The 15,534-nt window shown below is 57.4% G+C and carries 10 protein-coding genes and 7 pseudogenes; 5 read left to right on the forward strand and 12 right to left on the reverse strand.

Features of this window, described 5'->3' with window-relative positions:
- Window positions 1–115: 115 nt before the first annotated feature.
- The 4 genes and pseudogenes from IVA98_RS36835 to IVA98_RS09415 form a co-directional block, all read left to right on the forward strand.
- Window positions 116–892: a carboxyl transferase domain-containing protein gene (locus IVA98_RS36835; RefSeq protein ID WP_346657702.1), complete on the forward strand. Its 777-nt coding sequence runs from the start codon at window positions 116–118 to the stop codon at window positions 890–892.
- A complete protein-coding gene (locus tag IVA98_RS36840) occupies window positions 774–1,559 on the forward strand; it encodes a carboxyl transferase domain-containing protein (RefSeq protein WP_346657704.1) in 786 nt (261 codons plus the stop codon). The genes IVA98_RS36835 and IVA98_RS36840 overlap by 119 nt, the downstream gene beginning before the upstream one ends.
- An 862-nt stretch (window positions 1,560–2,421) precedes the next feature.
- The gene (trpD, locus tag IVA98_RS09405) at window positions 2,422–3,435 is read left to right on the forward strand and encodes an anthranilate phosphoribosyltransferase (RefSeq protein WP_247354766.1); all 1,014 of its coding nucleotides are present in this window, start codon (window positions 2,422–2,424) and stop codon (window positions 3,433–3,435) included.
- Between the two features lie 387 nt (window positions 3,436–3,822).
- Window positions 3,823–4,144 (forward strand): annotated as a pseudogene (locus IVA98_RS09415) (AMP-binding enzyme); the annotation flags it as partial.
- Between the two features lie 1,348 nt (window positions 4,145–5,492).
- Here IVA98_RS09415 and IVA98_RS09420 read toward each other — a convergent pair.
- The 10 genes and pseudogenes from IVA98_RS09420 to nifT all read right to left on the reverse strand — a co-directional run.
- A complete protein-coding gene (locus tag IVA98_RS09420; RefSeq protein WP_247354789.1) occupies window positions 5,493–5,969 on the reverse strand; it encodes an Lrp/AsnC family transcriptional regulator in 477 nt (158 codons plus the stop codon).
- A gap of 432 nt (window positions 5,970–6,401) precedes the next feature.
- The gene (locus IVA98_RS09425) at window positions 6,402–6,725 is read right to left on the reverse strand and encodes a beta/alpha barrel domain-containing protein (RefSeq protein ID WP_247354768.1); all 324 of its coding nucleotides are present in this window, start codon (window positions 6,723–6,725) and stop codon (window positions 6,402–6,404) included.
- 223 nt (window positions 6,726–6,948) lie between these two features.
- On the reverse strand, window positions 6,949–7,152 hold the full coding sequence (locus tag IVA98_RS09430; RefSeq protein ID WP_247354769.1) for a hypothetical protein: 204 nt from the start codon (window positions 7,150–7,152) through the stop codon (window positions 6,949–6,951).
- Window positions 7,153–8,388: 1,236 nt separating this feature from the next.
- The gene (locus IVA98_RS09435) at window positions 8,389–8,607 is read right to left on the reverse strand and encodes a hypothetical protein (RefSeq protein ID WP_247354770.1); all 219 of its coding nucleotides are present in this window, start codon (window positions 8,605–8,607) and stop codon (window positions 8,389–8,391) included.
- A gap of 558 nt (window positions 8,608–9,165) precedes the next feature.
- A complete protein-coding gene (locus tag IVA98_RS09440) occupies window positions 9,166–9,435 on the reverse strand; it encodes a DUF6129 family protein (protein ID WP_247278001.1) in 270 nt (89 codons plus the stop codon).
- Window positions 9,436–9,466: 31 nt separating this feature from the next.
- Window positions 9,467–9,819, reverse strand: a pseudogene (locus IVA98_RS09445) (DUF3024 domain-containing protein).
- A gap of 15 nt (window positions 9,820–9,834) precedes the next feature.
- Window positions 9,835–10,074: a nitrogen fixation protein NifZ gene (locus IVA98_RS09450; RefSeq protein ID WP_247278003.1), complete on the reverse strand. Its 240-nt coding sequence runs from the start codon at window positions 10,072–10,074 to the stop codon at window positions 9,835–9,837.
- Complete coding sequence (locus IVA98_RS09455; protein WP_247354773.1) at window positions 10,071–10,385, reverse strand: nitrogen fixation protein NifZ; 315 nt, start codon at window positions 10,383–10,385, stop codon at window positions 10,071–10,073. Before IVA98_RS09455 ends, IVA98_RS09450 begins: the two co-directional genes overlap by 4 nt.
- A gap of 198 nt (window positions 10,386–10,583) precedes the next feature.
- Window positions 10,584–11,337: pseudogene (locus IVA98_RS09460) on the reverse strand (hypothetical protein); the annotation flags it as partial.
- Window positions 11,338–12,214: 877 nt separating this feature from the next.
- Window positions 12,215–12,415 (reverse strand): annotated as a pseudogene (gene nifT, locus IVA98_RS36950) (putative nitrogen fixation protein NifT); the annotation flags it as partial.
- Between the two features lie 291 nt (window positions 12,416–12,706).
- On the opposite strand from nifT, the pseudogene IVA98_RS09470 reads away from it, so the two are divergent.
- Window positions 12,707–13,084 (forward strand): annotated as a pseudogene (locus tag IVA98_RS09470) (TCP-1/cpn60 chaperonin family protein); the annotation flags it as partial.
- Window positions 13,085–13,877: 793 nt separating this feature from the next.
- On the opposite strand, the pseudogene IVA98_RS09475 reads toward IVA98_RS09470, so the two are convergent.
- Together IVA98_RS09475 and IVA98_RS37550 are read right to left on the reverse strand one after the other, a co-directional pair.
- Window positions 13,878–14,113 (reverse strand): annotated as a pseudogene (locus IVA98_RS09475) (IS5/IS1182 family transposase); the annotation flags it as partial.
- Window positions 14,114–14,818: 705 nt separating this feature from the next.
- Window positions 14,819–15,082, reverse strand: a pseudogene (locus IVA98_RS37550) (hypothetical protein); the annotation flags it as partial.
- Window positions 15,083–15,534: the final 452 nt, after the last annotated feature.

The following is a 15,534-nucleotide window of genomic DNA, read 5'->3' on the forward strand; positions in this document are numbered from 1 at the left end:
AAACTAGCTCCACAACAGGCGCCTTGTTGACGAGTTAAAGGAGCGGCAACGTGCTGTCCGCTTCCAGCGGCCCGAGCGGGAGCTCGAGCGCCTTCGACGCCAAAATAAGCTGTTTGTGCGAGATCGTATCGACGCCTTGCTCGATCCAAAAATTCCGTTCCTCGAGCTTTCAACGCTGGCCGCTAGCAAGGCCTATAACGGCGAAGTGCCCGGCGCGGCACAGGTCGTCGGCATCGGGATCGTCGCGGGTCGCGAGGTGATGGTTCATGCAGACGACGCAAGCGTAAAGGGCGGCGCATGGTATCCGTTGTCTGTCGAGAAGATAGTGCGAGCCTTGGACGTCGCAATCGAGAATCGTCTGTCAGTGATTCATTTGTGCGACGGCGCCGGAGGATTCCTACCTTTTCAGGCAGAGTTCTTCGCTGATCCCTACTTCGCGGGTCGGATCCTCCGTAACCAATCCATTCTCTCCAAGATGGAAGTACCGCGGGTCGCGATCGCAATGGGTCATTACACAGCGGGAGCGGCCTACGTCCCGGCGCTTAGCGAATTCAACATTATGGTCGAGAATACGGGAGCTATATTTCTCGGTGGCCCTCCAGTCGTGAAAGCTGCTACCGGTGAAGACGTATCGGCACAGGAGCTTGGGGGCGCCCACACGCATACGAGCGTGTCGGGCACGAGCGATTATTCCGCAAGCTCCGAGATGCACGCCATTGCGATCGCACGTGATATCGTTGCTCGATTCCATCGTCCCGCGAAGACTCCGATTGATCAAGCCGCCCCGGAGCCCCCCTGCTTACGACGCATCGGAACTATACGGCATTATTCCAACGGGCCCTCGAGTGCAGTTCGACATGCGGGAGATCATCGCCCGCATGATCGATGGTAGCCGATTTCACGAATACCAGCCGCGTTTCGGCACGTCCCTGCTGTGCGGTTTCGCGCGGCTTCATGGATATCAAATAGGGATTCTTGCAAATAATGGCGTGCTGCTCAGCGAAAGTGCGCTGAAGGGCGCTCACTTCATCCAACGTATGCGACAAGAACCGGACGCCCCTGCTCTTCCTGCAGAATACGACGGTTTCATGGTCGGCCGCGAATACGAGCGCCGTGGCATAACGAAGGATGGTGCCAAGCTGATCATGGCCGTCTCGGGGGCGTCGGTCCCGAAATTTACGGTCGTTTGCAACAGCTCGCACGGAGCAGGTACCTACGCTATGGCGGGACGTGCTTTCGATCCTCGGTTCGTCTTCACCTGGCCGCAGCCTCAGATCTCTGCGATGGGCGCCGAGCAAGCGGCAGGTGTGCTGAACCACGTTAAGACCAGACAACTGGCCCGTGACGGTGGGCGGCTCGCAGAGCAGGAGCTGGCAGCCATTCGAGGTCCCCTTCTCGACGAGTATCGGGAACTATCCAGCGCCTACTATGCAACCTCCGAAATCTGGGACGACGGAATTCTTGATCCAGTCGATACCCGAAGTGTACTCGCGATCGCGCTGAGCGCTTCGCTGAATGCTCCCATCGAAGCGCCCCATTATGGCGTATTCGGAATGTAGCCGGCAGGAGTCGAACGTCCGTCTCTGTAGTTCTACTCCCTAGCTGGGGTCCAAATCGACGCATCTCCCCGGCATGAGCCAGATTGGTGTCGTCCACATTCCGGGCAGAACTCGAATTCGCGACCTTGGTCAAATTAGACCAGCCCGTTTCTAAGTGGTGCGTTCAATTCGGTGACCACGTTTTCGATCAGGATAACGGGTTGCGCCGAAGTAGGCCGAGCTGGGGTCGCATAGCCCTGATTGGCCGCGCATCGAACCTCGCGTGGGGACTACGCAAATTGCGTAACACTCGAGATAATCTGCTCGTTACACTTCTAGTATTGCGTAGTGTATTGCGAGGCTCCTGCGGGTCGAAGCCATCGACATCTGGAGTTCGCGATGGATGCAAGCGCGGGCTGCCCTGCTGACTCTGATCCACTAACGAACGCGTTAGTCACATTAGATCTAAGGTGCGCCCTACTGATGAATTGTTGGGTCCATTCATCATCGACGATAACGGTCCTTGGGAGGAGACATGCAAGCCATCATACCGATCTCAGTCAACTATTCCACGACGGGCGGGGTGCAGAAGAGGTTGTCCCGCCATGCTCGACTATGGAACCACCCACCGTCTTGCCGTCCAATCGTCTGATCTGATCTCGAGCAAAGAACACTTGCTCCTTTGCAAGTGAACGCCATGGATAGCTTGATTCTTACGTAGCGTCAGGTTGTAGGATTGCAGAGCCGACTGACGTTCAAGCTGACACCACGCATGCCTCGACAACGCATACGCGGTCCGGCCGGACCGGTTGCCGAGCTGCATGCCCTCATTAACGCCCGTTTCGAATGAGGCCAATTGGAACGACTAAGCACGTGTAGAGCAATGAACGCCCTCAAATCGATCATTAGCAAAGTTGCTACAGGTGCCACGCTGACCCGCGAGGAGACCGCAACGGCCTTTGAAATCATCATGTCGGGCCAGGCGACATCCTCCCAGATCGGAGGATTATTAATGGGGATGCGGGTACGTGGCGAAACCGTAGAAGAAGTCACCGGCGCAGCCTCGGCCATGAGGAGCAAAATGCTCCGGGTCAGTGCGCCCCCCGATCCCGTCGACATTGTTGGTACGGGCGGTGACGCTTCGGGCTCAGTCAACGTGTCGACATGCGCCTCATTCATCGTCGCCGGGGCCGGCGTTCCTGTGGCCAAGCATGGCAACCGCGCCGTGTCCTCACTATCAGGCGCTGCTGACGTCTTGGCCCGCCTCGGTGTGAAGGTCGACCTCCCGCCTGTAGGCGTCGCTCGTTGTGTGCACGAAGCTGGCATCGGCTTCATGCTTGCGCCCATCCGTCATCCGGCTATGCACCACGTTGCCCGAATCCGAGCCGCACTTGGAACCCGCACGATCTTCAATCTAGTCGGCCCGCTCACAAATCCGGCCGGAGTCAAGCGGCAGATCGTCGGCGTGTTTTCGCGGCAATGGGTGCAGCCTTTGGCGCAGGTGTTAAAGAACCTTGGTGCTGAGTCCGTCTGGGTGGTGCATGGCTCAGATGGACTCGATGAGATTACCCTCACCGGGCCGACGTTTGTTGCCGCGCTAGAGAGAGATGCGATCCGCACCTTCGAAGTCACCCCCGAAGAAGCGGGCCTCGCCCGCTGCCATAACGAGGCGCTGAGGGGCCGCAACGCCGATTCCAATGCAATCGCGCTGCAAAGCGTGCTCGACGGCATGCCAAGTCCGTACCGCGATGTTGCTCTTCTCAACGCCGCCGCGGCAATGATCGTGGCCGGCCACGCAAGCAGCTTGAAGGACGGCGTCGCCCTTGGGCACGAATCCCTTAATAGCGGTGCGGCAGCCGCGCGATTGAAACACCTGATCGCGATCTCCAATGCTTGACACGGCCGATGTACGACATTTTTAACACCAACATCGAAGCTAACGAGCGCGAAGAGATTGCAAGCGCAAAGCGCGAGTTGCCTCTGCCACACGTCGAGGCACTTACCGCGGTTGCGTCACAGACGCAGCAGCCCCGCTTTCGAAGCGACGGGGAGCTGCAGCGCACCCTATGAGAAGTGAAGCGCCGGAGCTGCGCCCTTCGATCATGCCAAACCCTTGCCGCCGGGCTCGGCTTCGATTTGGTCGACGTCTTCACCAACGGCGTTTCCGACGGCGATTTTACAGCGTCCCGTACCGCAAGACTCGACGGCCTCGCCGTGACGGCAAGGGCGCGCATACCCACTATGAGCAGCTCTACATTTCGTTAGTTGAATCGCCTGGGCGCCTATAGCATCGGCTGGAGAAAATATCTACCCGGCGGCAGTAGAGCGCGCGCTTATGGAGCATCCCGATGTCGCAGACTGCGCCGTTGTCGGTCGACCCGATCCGGCGCTGGGATGAGGTGCCGATCGCTTATGTGATCAGGCGGCCGGGGGTTCTGTTTGACGCGGAAGCACTAATGGCGCATGCAGGCTCGCAGCTCGCCCGCTTTAAGGTGCCGCGCGAAATTATTTTCACGGAAGAATTGTCACGAACGGCGTTGGGCAAGATCCAGCATTTCGCGCTGAAGGGGCTTACACGATCAAGCCAGCACAACGACGGCGAATGAAGATTTCGATCGGGTTTGGCATTTCCTTTACCCGCAGGCATGGCCGCTGAGGGCGCGAGAACCCCACGGGTCACGCGTCTATGCGAACACGGCAGCTGTGAGTTGTTCATTTTCGGCGCCTTTCGGTCGAATAACGTTGCCCCGAGGTCGCTGATGCCGCGGATCCTCATTATGAATGCCGGTACCGCGCAAATGTCGGGCTCTGATCTGCCGACAACCCAACTTTCGCTTGCCTCCAAGTCGGCTTGGTCTCCGTGTGGTTTGCACAGGGGGGAGATGGGGGGCCCAATTCCGGTATTGGTAAGTCAAGGATTCGCCGCCTGTTATCTCTGGATGCTCGCGCCGTTTGAAAGGAGAAGCATTAGAACGCGTCATTTAAACCTCAGGCACGGGAGAGAACGCTCCGTGGACGAGAAGGAAAGAGAGCTCAACAAAGCGGCACTCACAAGCCTTCTCGGCCCATGCGCCTCCTTTTCGGTCTGCAGAGCAGACCGCCGAGCTGCACGACGCCAGAGCTGGCATGCTTCGGAATGTCTCTTGAAATGCTGCTGGCGGCATACATTGCCATCCTCTCACCAAATATCGCGATTTACATCTCCTGCGCTTTGAACTTGCGAATCAGATCGCAAATGCCGTTGCAGTCGACGTATGTCGACGGTTCGCACGAGATGTCATCCATGTCTTCACAGGTGCCGCACTCTTCCAGGAAGTTAATAGAGGTGCTGAGCCGGAGCGACGTCGCCAGTTGGGGTACCCGTCCTCACTCAGCCGATATTCCGATCGTCTATCATTTTTGGCCCCTCGACGCCGCCGACGCCCGCGTCAGTTAGAGCTTTGCCCGTGTTGCTGCCGGCGTATTCTGGGACGTGATCGAACTGCGCATGCCGTCTTTGGGAGCGCGATTGTATCAATCTTCCTATCAACCGATAAGTAGCGCGCCATTCGAACCAGTCCGGGTTCAAAAGGAGAGATCGCTCTTGCGAGCCTGCGTTGACGCTCGCCCTTGACGAGTGCTTGCAGCAATCCCGCACCAGCGCCTTGCTGAATAAAGCTTCTGATTATGCCCGGAAAAATTAGCGACCTGTCGATCGCAAGGCGTCTTGAACCTGACCTGACTTGTTCGGCAGTCCGAAACCGCACAACAAGTGCAGCCTCATAGTGTTAGCCTCGGACATTGCTGTTGAGGAGCATGCGCCGAGCCAGATGGAAGTGCTGGAACGCGGCCTCATTTAATCGGACCGCATCGACCCGGGCCGAGAGTGCGAGGATGGTCGTTACCGCTCTCACCGCGTGGAAAGCGATTATGCTTGATCCAAGATGAGGGCGTTAAGGGTCACGGCGAGATTGGTCACCAGCATGCCAGAGACCCCATTGGTAAAATGAAACCGGCTTTGACTCGGTCCAGAACAACTACAGTTTCGAGGCGCTTTATATCTGGATTTTCATTTATCAAGCGTCGGGTGAAATGCTCGTACTCTTCCATGTTATTTGCAGTCACCAACAGGATGAAATCAGCTTGGCCCGTGACGTAAAATCCGCTCATCACCTCCGTCATAGTGCGGATGCCCCGCTTAAAGCGATCAATGATGTCGGCGCGATCGCGCTCGAAGAAAATGAGGACCAGCATAGTCACGTTTCGGCCGATCGCCCTTGGCGAAATGATTGAGACGTCTGATTCTATCACGCCCTCTTTCCGTAGGCGCTTTAGTCGGCGCTGAACTCCGGATGCAGATAGGGCAACTTTCGCGCCGAGTTCTTCACTGCTTAGGCGATTGTTGCGTTGAACGAGATCAAGAAGACGAGCATCGATTTTGTCGATTTCCATGGCTGCATTGCGGACTCTCGAGCGCGACCGCCTCCTCCAGGCATGCGAGGTAGTGCCATTGAGCGTCCCGGTCATCTCTAAACCTCCTCCCTAGCACCTCTACCAATGTACGTCTTCAGCCGACAATGCGCGCACTGACGAGTTGAAAGGCTCAAACCTTATCGGGGACAGCCAACCACCGGTTCCGGCCTTGTGCGCGCCCGGTCGGCTTGCGTCGCGTTCCCTAATTCCAATAAGCCGCTAAAGCTCTTTTCCTCACGGCGCTGTTGGTGGAGGTGAATTTGTCTGTACCGCACCTCTCTTGATCCCTGGCAGCTGATTGAATGTAGTCCCTTCGGGAGCGGACATGTGGGCGGCTTAGCGTCACCAATGGAGCGCCATTGGATTGACCTCGCGGGCGAGCTAGTGCGGGGTGACTTTGCTTCAGCTATGTCACGTATTGAAATAACTAAAGCGCGGCATCTCCCGGGCAAGGCGCACCAGAAAGGACATTGTTAACGTCACGCCACTGAGCAGCGCATTCAGGACCAGGATCGAAATCTTGGCTGCATCTGCGATGCGGCCGAAACGATCGAGCACCGAGGGCGCGTCTGCGTTGAGGCTCACGCCGTGGTAGGGCGGCATCAGCATCAGAAGGCTTGCGCCACGCGCGGCCGCATAGCGGACGCGCTCGATTGCAAATTGCGTGCTGAAATGTTTGCATGTGATCATGACCGCCTTGCGACTACCCACATGAGCCAGGGACAAATCAACCAAAATATCGCACTCCTGCTCCGATAACAGGAACTGCTCGGAACAATGAGCCAGAATGCAGATCCATCGGCGCGCTCGTCGATCATGCATTCGAGCACGCGGCGCTGCCTCTCAAGGGCAAGAACTCCGGTTTGTGAAAGCCGGTGCGACTGGGAAGAGGCGGCCATAGGCGTATTTCCTTGCATTTGCCATGAGCAGGCGTCCAACAAGCAGATTTTCTTGATGGTCAGATATCTTTGGGCTCGCTCAGGTCATCAAGAACATTCGATGCGCCTCGAACAGATAATAGGATCCGAGAATGGTCCTCGCAGTGTTCGCCGCCTGCAAGAAAGGCCGAACCAATCATCGGGCGTCCAGCCACCGCGAAGACTTCGTAGTTATTGTTCCAGCGGGTCCACCAGAAACTAAAGGCTGCGTTGGTGTAGCTCATGCCATAACCCGCTTTACCTTATCTCTTCCGATGCAGGGCATGAGCAATCCCACGAGATCATTCCGGCTCTGCGGCAGCCTTTGCCGATGAGATCGGAGCGATGGACCTTTGTCCCAGCGGTCGTCCGTGGATACGCGGTGTTTTTCGCTCAGCGTTTTGGAGATGACTGGAACTGTCCTGCTTCGACCTTATGAGGCGCGGCCCTGCCCCGATCGTGATTATTCCAGATGAGGTCGCATTGGTCGCGGCGCCCGAACTCAGCATCTGGGTAATTTTGGGAAAGTATCCCTTGTAGGACGCAACCGTCTAATTCAGCTGCCAACTCAGACTTGTCGGTTTCTCGCGTATCGCAACGTGGACGGGATGATTCATCCTAACATATGCTGAGCGGTGTCTTCCGCTTGTACAGCTTTCGAAAAGCAGACGGCGCTAAAGGCTCCGCAGGAAAGAAATGCTAGCGAGCTTTTGTCTCCCTCCCATGGGCTCCTCCCGCGGCCAAGGCATGCTTCTGAGCGAAGCTTGTTCTTGTTCAGCTGAGAGAAGGAAACGACGCCCTATTATAGAGATCGTCAAATTGCCGGCCGTCTCAAGGATTCGAGTGCGCTGGCGTCCGCCAGTATCAGTCCCGTATACATCCTTGTCCACTGGACTCCGGCTGGACACTTTCGGAATGAAGCTGAGGCTTCGGCGATGGTCAGGCGCATCAGCGACAAGACGCTCGAAAGCCGCAGTGCACGGCTGGACAAGCCGGTGCGCAAAACGCCCGTCTTGGTATCAATCGGACGAGGCCTGTCGATCGGTTATCGAGAACGAGACCGCCGGCACGTGGGTGTTTTGCAAATCCGACGGATCGCGACTATACGGACCCCCGGACACTCGGACCCAACTGTCGACTACAGCGTGGAGTGCAACCGATCTAAGCGCGTGTCCATTACGGGGCCCGATGCAAAACCCACTGTCGACCTCCAAGGTCGCACCGTGCCGTTGTTTCTGAATCATGACCGATCCTGGGAGAACAACGCGCAGTAACCGATCTTAAGCCAGACCCCGTCGTGCCAGCAACGATTGACATAATCGTGTCATTGCCGAAAGTCAGAAGAATTGTAACCGGCAGGCCGTCGCCATGTCTTCGATCTGCGACAGACTCCCTGGCGCCACCCGCTCGATCGCATCGGCTGGACAGCCTGCAAACACCTCGATTTCGTGGCTAGCCACGATATCGATGAATCTCTTCGCTCATGCCAGCGTCACAGCTTGTTGCTTGAAGGTATCAACTGCCGCCCGGGTCAGCCGAAAAACGCCACGACCACGGGGCCGTGAGCGATAGGCAGAGTCGGCTCGGGCCTTGAGAACATCAAACCATTGGTCGGGCGTGAGCCTCGGCGGGCACTCGCTGATCTGGATCACCCTGCCATTCGGGGCGAAGCGGACGTGAATGATGATCTGCGGATTCATATCGTTCCCTTTTTTTGCCAAGGTTTAGAGACCGGTGGGCTGCTCGATTGTACGTGTTCAGTTTCGTCCCCTTTGGGTGGGTCCCGCGCCGCGACTTGAACTTCGCACCCGCATTAGTGCCAGGTGGGCGGTCCGGGTTGGCGGCGATAATCGCCCGTGTGTTAGGCCTCATACGTTCTTCGGCATTGCCCTGAGCTCGTTTCAGACCAACAGTCGATGTGGGCAAACTCCGCCCGTGCGTCCGCGAGATTGATGGGTATGGACGGCTTGAGAACGAATACGAGGAGGCGATTACCTGTTGCTCCGCTCGATACCGAGCGCCTTCAGGCCAAGCAGGAGCCCAATCGTGCGCTTGGAACCGCAACGCTATACTTGGAGCCAACATAGACCGCGAAAGCTGGTCCGAGCGTCTCAGTCGTCGACCGACTGGAAATTCGCTGCGAACACAATAGCGCTTCGACGGCAGAGAGACGACAACAATGATATCAGGATCCGAGAGCGGAATTGCATTCACCGCCTCCGCGTCATCGAGGCGATTCTCTGCGGGTCCAGTGCCGATCACCGCCCAACATGCCTTCTAGCCAGCACTAATCCAGTCGCTCGCGCCTGGTCGGCCGTAATCTGCATGCAGTGGTCAGATCCATCGATGAGATGCAGGTCAAACTGCGGAAGACGTCGGAATGGCTGCTGCGACAGATCCGACGCATCACATCGAACCAAGGTGAGCTGCGGAAAGCGGCGCCTTAGGTCAGCAACGACGCTAGTGTCTGTGTCAGCTGTCGCAAGCAGGCGTTCGATTTCGATCAATTGTTCTGTGGCGAGCGCCATTGTGATTCCTTATGACTGTTGCCAATGAGCATCACTGCCAGAACAGCCGCTCGGGATCCGTGTTCAATTCGTCGATAGCCGACGCAAGCCGGTGGAAAATGCTGTAAAATTTCTAGCTTCCTCGCGCATGATTCTTGAAGAACAATTTCCAGATCCCGCTCACGGCATCGTAATGAAATAGCGCGACATCGATCTGACCGCCATGTTGTCGATATTGCGCGAGCAGCAGGGACTCTCAATGAGATAGCCAGCCTTTACCGGCGTTACACTCGGCAAGACATAGCGATAGTGCTTGCGCGAGATCAAAGCACGTTCGATCCGCTTGCGATCTAGCTCGTTCGGATGCGCGATCAGCCCGACCGGTACCTCTCTCGACACTCTCATTGCGAGAACATCCCCTCAAAGGACTGTGATCTCTTCTTCAAGACAACCAACGACCAGCCGCTCACCAAAATCTACAAGATAAATCGGCACGCTCGCTTCGGTATGCATAGCGACCCGGACGATCTCGCCGATAGCACCGGCGCCGACCAGGATCCCATCAGGCGGCGAGGTAGCAACTGACTCGTCATTGATGAGATTGACTGCGGTTTTCACGCGCTGGCCCGATCGATATTTTGGAACGCGCGGCTCTGTCATGACACAGCCACTTCCGGCAATGGCAGATCATCTACGGCCTCGTCGACCGGATCGAGCTCTTTGCGCCCCATGCCGACGCGGTAGCCACTTTCAAGAAATTCGATACCGTAGATATAGAATTTCTGCAGGAACGTGCCGATGGAAACGACATAACCCACGTCGCCCTTCTTGGCCAGAATATCGCCGATCTCCTTGCCGCGAAGGGTGCTGTCATTGCGGATGGTACTGCTGGCCCGCACCCTTTCCCCGAAGCTGAACGCGGGCGGCCCGCTTAGCTGGACCACATCACTGTCGCGAACGATCATGTTCATGCACCGCCCCCTCGCGAACCTGCAGGGCGCACGGAGACGCGAGCAGAGGTGCTCTTCTGCAGCATATTGTCCTCGTCTGCGATGAGACATGCCGACTCGTCATCCGCGAGGCGAATCGCCACTTCGTAGCGGGCATGCCGTTCAGGTTCGCGGTTCAGAGAGGTTACCGAATGAGGTGAAAGCCGCTGCGCGAGCTCGGCCCGAGCCTTTGGTTGCGACCGCGGCCAGAAGCTTGACCGGCGTCGCCGCGCTTGACGTGCCGGATCCGCTAACTCTCCCTGCCTGGTCGTGATCCTCGCCGCAGGTTCATCCTCAATCTTGGCCTGATAAGCCTTGCGCGTCTCGAAGTCATATTGAACGTCCATGGCCATGACCTTCTCTATGGTGAACTCTCTGGTGCGATCATCTCCGAGCAGGCCGACGGCGTCAGCGCGGCGATGGCGGCAATGCCGCATCATCTTTATCTGACCTTTACAAGCATCCTGCAGGGCCGCCAATTCCTGCGCTGGTCGGGCCTCGCTGGCCTTTGAGCCCGAATGCTGTGCCGTGCTCGGGCGCGGAGATCAGTGGCACGAGAAGTCGTTCTCGGATTGGCCAAGGCATCGCCCGGGCCGGCGATACCGAGCACAGTCAGCTGTGGAATTCTGGTGGCGACCGCGAGCAGCTTTCTCGCCGCCTGCTCAGGAGTGAGCTTCTCACTACCAACACCCGGACGCGATTCATTGGCGCAGTCGTACTTACGATTGCAGTAGTTGCATTGAATATTGCAAGCCGGCGCTACTGCGACATGGATGCGAGCGTAATGATGATGAGCTTCTTCTCTAGCAGGGATGAGTCCTAATTTGTTCCAGATTTCGGACGGCAGATCGCCTGGGCCAGCCTGTGACCCATAGCTCCGTTTCCCATTCTTCGAAGAGCTCCGGGAACGCTTATAATCGGCGATGACCCGCATCCCGCCGCTATCCTCAGCATCTTTGACATGTTTTCCGCGTCCGGCAACAGCGTTCATATTCAATTCTCTACCAAGTGTGGCCATGGCGACCAGCCTGTGGCCACAGAACGAGAGTTAGCAACTCGCGTGCCATCTCGGACGGCGATGGCATTCTCGCCCTGTGAATGAGTTAGCTAGCCGTGATCCGCACAGTTGTGCACGCGTCAGCGACAGTTCACACGTCGCAAATGCGACAGGCGTCGCAATTGTGACGGAGATGGGCGTTGGGTTCTCATTGAGCTCGCGTGAAATCTCCTAACCCGCACCGGTCGTTTGCGATGCGACCTCTTCCTACTACCGGACCGGGGCGAGCAGCCCACCTTGCGCCGCTACTTGGCGCTCAACATCTCTATCGCGTGCGGAAGCCATATCGCGATCAGTGTCAGGTGTTGCTCGACCAGAAAGCAGAGTTCGTTGCGCGAGAGTGCTTGCGGATCAGACGATCGGTAATGGACGTCAGCCGAGCGTTTGGTGATCTGCCGCGCATAGTAGCAAAAAGCCGATCATTGAAGCGACAGCCGAAGAAGAGGAAGCTCCGTCCGTTCCGCCTTTCCTTGATGAGGTCGGGAACTGGTGTCTGGATGCCGATTTCGGTCAGAACACCTCAACATAATCAGCGTCAGTAACCAGAAAGCTCTTGACCGGCAGCACGCTGCCGTGCGGCTTGCAGCACAGTAGTGCCAGTGGGCATGCATATCTGGTCCGATCAACTCGGCGAGGCGAGGTCCGAGATACGGAACAATGCTGAGCTCTCATCCTCACTGCAAGATCAGTAAGAATTCGCCTTCGCGTCGGCTGCGTTGACAAACTCAATTCGCGGGAGCGCCTTCATCAGTCCCCCTGTCTTCCCCCGCGTCCTGGCATTTATTGTGATCGGGAGCGGCGTGTCGCTCGCCATCTCGGGCAGATCGAGCATCCAGCCATTGGCCATTCTGATCCAACCGCCCCAGAGCGTTTCATATTCGGATCCACGATCGGCTCTTCGAGATCTTTCTTGCGAAAGGCCCGCATCAAGAGAGCGGCGACTCAAGAGTTTCATGAGGTCAATTTTCTGGACCGCGATGCATACTTGGGTGGTTTAGCACGCTCCCGCGAGTTGGCGCGCAGGTGAGCCACAATGTTTGACAGTACGGAGACGACCTGGTCGACCTCTTCGAGGGTTGTCTCACGCGTCAGGGACAAGCGCACCGCGCCGTGCAGGCTCTTCTCCGGCAAGCCCCTGGCGTGCAGGACATGCGATGGCTCGATTGAGCAGGATCCGCAGGCTGATCCGAGCGAAGCGGCGATGCCCGCACGATTGAGATGGTGGAGAATTTCGTCTCTTCGCTAAGCGATCTCGGAAGATCTCGGCATCGAACTGGAGAACGTCACGCTCAACATGCTCGGTCGCACCAAGAAGGTGATGATCGACAAGGAGAACACCACCATCGTCAACTGCGCCGGCAAGAAGGCCGACATCGAGGCGCGTGGTCCAGATCAAGGCTCAGATCGAGGAGACCACCTCGGACTACGACCTTGAGAAGCTTCAGGAGCGTCTCGCGATGCCCGGCGGCGTCGCGGTGATCCGCGTTGACGGCGCGACCGAAGTGGACGTGAAGGAGCGCAAGGATCGCGTTGATGACGCGATGCATCAACCCGCGCGGCTATCGAGGAGGGCATCGTCCTGGGCAGCGGCGTCGCCCCGCTCCGTGCCTCCGAGCAGCTCAAGGGCGCCTTCAAATCATTCCGTCAGAAAAGAAGCAGAAGAGCTCTTCGCGAGGCACCATCAAGCTGGCCAAGGTGGCAAGTCGGCAGTCGAAAAGAGAATTATTGTCTTTGATCTCAAAAGCGATACGATGCCTTAAATTACTTAAGCTCTATAAGAAGAAGGCGAATAGGCTGGAACATAAGAGTATAAGTCCCGCTGCGGTCAGCCCCAGGAGGCCGCCGGAAACAAAATTATGCTTGCGCATGAGTGCCCCTAGTTGCGGTCCTGAATTGCAACAGGGCCCCTTTCCTGCGCCCGCGCGATCAGTTCTTATCCTGATTTTTCAAATAGTTCCCGCTGCTGCGCCTAGAAAATGCATTTTTGAGCACCGCACAAGGCTACTCGGCCGCGTTGCGGCACGAATGATCGCTATTCCTTTCGGCTTCAGCAAACGGCACCTGAAGAGCGGCGCGACATCCGCCCGCGACGCGTGCCGTTTGGCCCGGATGTGAGGGGTTCATAATTGCGATATGGGCTCTGAAGTAGTTTTTGGTCATGCGTGGGTCTCTGGTTTTCCTCGTGGTTTTTGCAATCATCTTGGCGGCGCGCAGGCAGCAGCAAGAACGCTTCGTGTTGCGCCCGACTGCGGCCATGCCGCCGGTCAACGTTCCTTGAGAGCAAGCGCACGGAACGTGTTGGCGACATGATGATCATTTGGCGCACCTATCTGGTCAATCAGATCCGACGGACCATCCACCGGCGGAGATCGTGACAGTCCATGTTGGTTGCGCCGGCCTCCTTAGCCAGCAGTTACTCTGCGGACCAGCCGGTTGAGCCCTTCGATGGCTGCATGCAGCAGCTTGCCGTCGGTCGGGAAAGTGACGGCTTGGGCTGCACCGTGGTATCCACGGTGACGCGCTTGAGATCGCGTCTGCGCAGTGCCCCGGCGTCGTGCGCCACCCTCAGGCTGTCGGCCAGCAGAAGCTCGAGCTTGTCACCAAAGCGCTTGCGTCGGATTCTTCGGTCGCATCGGCTCCTCCGATACGGCCATCGAATTAGGCTTTGCGATTCGACGGAAACTCAAACTGCAAATTGCAGGCTTCCGATGCTCAAACCTATCAAAGCCTGCAATCCGAAACGCGCCAACGTCCGGAAAACCGATTCCTAATCAGCACCTTAGGCGTTGTTCACGGGCGACGGTCTAAGAAGGATGTTTCAAGAACGAGGCCGGAGCGAATTGACGTGAGTCAATGCGAACCAAGCGTGTCGGCCATCGATCGCTTTATGCCGAGCGGCATCAGCGCTCAGATACTTTTGCCGGAGAGGCGGCGAGACTCCCGGGCACTCCGTCCCACTTGGCCGCGCCTGCGCCGTGGCCCCAGCCAACGGCTCACGCGCATAAAATCGAGGTCCATACATGAATGGCGCACTGCGCATCCCGGGATCTTGGACCTGATCGAAGCAACAGCACCTTTCCCCGATATGTGCTGAGATATCAGCACTTCTCGTTCGAGCTCTCCAATAAAAAGCTCGAACTCCACAACGGCATCGAAAATTCTCCTTCGGCAACCTGATCGTCGGGCGCGGCCTTAATCGCCTAGATAGTCGGTCTAAGAATGCGGTGCGCACGTTCGGCTCTTCGAGGACCGGCGCGGCCCCAGTCGTTCAGGCTGGCGCAGACGTAGTTCGACAGAATGGGATCGTGCCGGCACTGGCGATGGCAGCTCAGGAGCTCTCCTGTCCTCTGGCCTGGACTTGGGGCGTGCTAGGGCCCGGCTCCATCAGTTCGAGCACCGCTCGTCCCTTGTCCGTGATGCGCCACCCTCCATTCACACGCTCGACGAGTCGCTGCGAAAAAAGGTCGAGCTCGGGCACGCGGGCGCCCATTCTCTTGGTGCGCGCCGCCCAATCGGGACCGCTCGTGGCCAAAATGGCCATGTCTCGCTTGAGGTCCGGCATCGATGCGAACCCGTCCGGGTAGCTCACAAGGATCTTCAGCACCGTGACTTGGAAGTTCACATTAGCACTATCACTGTTGTCCGCACCTACCGCCACATTGTTGGCGCAGAGCGAAGAGCTTCCATGCCGACCTGCCTAAGGCGGTCCGCCGTGATCTCACCTCTGTTGGCGGCGTCCAAGATCTTGGAAGCGACATGGGCCCGAGTGCCGGTTTCGTTGCGAGGCAGACCCTCGCAAACCTCCTCAAGAACAGCACGCAAAAGCGCAGTGGTCGTTGCGTCCAACACTTGGCGACTCCGCAAGGCGCAAAGAATGGTAGCACGAGGAAGTACGCTGAAACTTTCGAATGAACTACTAGCTGATTCCAAGACTATGAACTTCACCACAGTTGCCGTTGTTTGTTGATTACCTGAAACGTCGCGGCCGTGTCCTCCTCATGGCGCATAGTTGTGATGCTCCTGCTCCGCCACGCCAGTGCCGAGGAACCACCTCCGTGATGGAATTCAGCCCCG

Source organism: Bradyrhizobium sp. 160, assembly GCF_023073735.1.
Taxonomy (GTDB): domain Bacteria; phylum Pseudomonadota; class Alphaproteobacteria; order Rhizobiales; family Xanthobacteraceae; genus Bradyrhizobium.

Bases quoted from the DNA above. Each gene is read 5' to 3' on its own strand.
- IVA98_RS09450 (WP_247278003.1), bottom strand. From the start codon at position 10,074: ATGACAGAGCCGCGCGTTCCAAAATATCGATCGGGCCAGCGCGTGAAA.
- IVA98_RS09435 (WP_247354770.1), bottom strand. From the start codon at position 8,607: ATGAATCCGCAGATCATCATTCACGTCCGCTTCGCCCCGAATGGCAGG.
- IVA98_RS09420 (WP_247354789.1), bottom strand. From the start codon at position 5,969: ATGGAAATCGACAAAATCGATGCTCGTCTTCTTGATCTCGTTCAACGC.
- IVA98_RS09440 (WP_247278001.1), bottom strand. From the start codon at position 9,435: ATGGCGCTCGCCACAGAACAATTGATCGAAATCGAACGCCTGCTTGCG.
- IVA98_RS09430 (WP_247354769.1), bottom strand. From the start codon at position 7,152: ATGAGCTACACCAACGCAGCCTTTAGTTTCTGGTGGACCCGCTGGAAC.
- trpD (WP_247354766.1), top strand. From the start codon at position 2,422: ATGAACGCCCTCAAATCGATCATTAGCAAAGTTGCTACAGGTGCCACG.
- IVA98_RS09455 (WP_247354773.1), bottom strand. From the start codon at position 10,385: ATGAACATGATCGTTCGCGACAGTGATGTGGTCCAGCTAAGCGGGCCG.